General features: G+C 57.3%; 3 protein-coding genes. All 3 read left to right on the plus strand.

What is annotated here, in order from left to right; translation table 11 throughout:
- On the plus strand, positions 1 to 376 hold a 376-nt coding region (locus KKA81_16380), incomplete at its 5' end, for a riboflavin synthase (GenBank protein ID MBU2652504.1).
- Positions 377 to 378: 2 nt separating this feature from the next.
- Positions 379 to 1,605: a bifunctional 3,4-dihydroxy-2-butanone-4-phosphate synthase/GTP cyclohydrolase II gene (locus tag KKA81_16385; protein ID MBU2652505.1), complete on the plus strand. Its 1,227-nt coding sequence runs from the start codon at positions 379 to 381 to the stop codon at positions 1,603 to 1,605.
- Between the two features lie 5 nt (positions 1,606 to 1,610).
- Positions 1,611 to 2,024 (plus strand): 6,7-dimethyl-8-ribityllumazine synthase (gene ribH, locus KKA81_16390; GenBank protein ID MBU2652506.1); only part of this gene is annotated, 414 nt, incomplete at its 3' end.

Consider the following 2,024-nt stretch of genomic DNA (forward strand, 5'->3'; position numbering starts at 1 on the left):
CCTGGTCGGCGGTCGTCTCGGCGGGCATTTCGTCTCCGGCCATATCGACTGCACCGGCAGTATCGAATATGCCCGCATGGTCGGAGAATCGCTCGAAATCGCCGTGACTTTCGACCGCCGGTACGACAAGCTCGTAATCGAGAAGGGCTCGATCGCCATCAATGGCATTTCACTCACCGTTAACACCGTCAAATCGGGCCGGCTCACCGTCAATCTGATCCCCCACAGCGTGACACAAACGACTGTCGGCGACTGGAAAGCCGGGGGAAGTGTCAATCTTGAGTTCGATCTTATTGGTAAATATATATTGAAGTTACATGGTAACACCGAAAGTAATAGTTTAATTCGTGATAAGCTCCAAAAAAGCGGATGGTAATAATGGCTGAAGAATATCAATTCAACACCGTAGAAGAAGCCATCGACGACATCAGGGCCGGCAAGTGCGTCATTGTCGCCGATGACGAAGATCGCGAAAACGAAGGCGATCTCATCATGGCGGCCGAAAAAGTCACCCCCGAATGGGTCAACTTCTTCGCCAAGCACGGCCGCGGTCTGATCTGCGTCTGCATGCCGGAAGACCGTATTCGGCTGCTTCAGCTGCACCCGATGGTCGACAACAACACCGCCCTTCACGGCACCCGGTTCACCGTCTCGGTCGATGCTTCCAAGGGGACCACTACCGGCATCTCGGCGGCCGACCGCGCCATCACCGTGCGCACGCTGGCCGATCCGAGCGCAGAACCGGCGGACCTGGCCCGCCCCGGCCACATCTTCCCGATTCAGGCCGTCACCGGCGGCGTTCTCAAGCGCGCCGGTCACACCGAAACCTCGGTTGACCTTGCCCGGCTTGCCGGCCTCAACCCGGTCGGTATGCTGTGCGAAATCATGGATGATGACGGCACTATGGCTCGCGTCCCGCGCCTGGCGAAGTTCGCCAAAGAACACAATCTCAAGTTCATCACGGTCCGCGACCTGATCGCCTACCGTCGTCACATGGAGCGCCACGTCGAGCGGATCGAAACAGTCGATTTCCCGACCGAATACGGCAACTTCATGCTGCACCTGTACAAGTCCGATATTGACGATCACTATCATGTCGCGCTGGTGAAGGGTGACGTTGCGGGCAAAGATGATGTTCTCGTCCGGGTCCACTCAAGCTGCGTGACCGGCGACATCTTCGGGTCATGCCGATGCGACTGCGGCCAGCAGCTGCATGCGGCGATGCGCCGGGTTGAAAACGAAGGCGCCGGTGTTGTCCTGTACATGACCCAGGAAGGTCGCGGGATAGGTTTCGCGAACAAGATCCGCGCCTACAAATTGCAGGAGCAGGGCATTGACACGGTCGAGGCCAACGAGCGGCTCGGATTCAAGCCCGATCTCCGCGAGTACGGTATCGGCGCCCAGATTCTCGCTGATCTCGGTCTTTCGAAAATACGCTTGCTTACCAATAACCCCAAGAAAATCATTGGTCTCAAGGGCTACGGCCTCGAAATCGTCGACCGGGTCCCGCTCGAAATCGAGCCGGGCAAGTTCAACAGCCGCTATCTCCAGACCAAGCGCGATAAAATGGGACACATTCTTTCCCTCAAACGAGTGGGAGCATAACCGCTATGGGATATAAGACTTTTGAAGGCAAACTTGAGGCGGCCGGATTTCGATTCGGTATCGTGGTGAGCCGCTTCAACAACTTCTTCACCGACAAACTGCTCGAAGGCGCCATCGATTGCCTCACCCGGCACGGCGCCGACGAGAAGAGTCTCGCGGTTGCCTATTGCCCCGGCGGCTTCGAGATTCCGTATGTCGCGGCGAAGATGGTAAAATCAGGCCAGTACGACGCCGTCATTTGCCTCGGTGCAATCGTGCGCGGGGAGACACCTCATTTTGACTACATCGCTTCCGAATCATCGAAAGGCATCGCCAAACTCGCGCTCGATTCCGGCATTCCCGTAATATACGGCATCGTGACCGCCGATACGCTCGAACAAGCTATCGAACGGTCCGGCACCAAGGCGGGGAACAAGGGC

The sequence above is a fragment of the Bacteroidota bacterium genome (assembly GCA_018831055.1).
GTDB lineage: Bacteria > Bacteroidota > Bacteroidia > Bacteroidales > B18-G4 > M55B132.

What these genes read in the sequence shown, in the direction of transcription:
- KKA81_16385 (MBU2652505.1), top strand. Translation starts at nt 379, where the DNA reads ATGGCTGAAGAATATCAATTCAACACCGTAGAAGAAGCCATCGACGAC.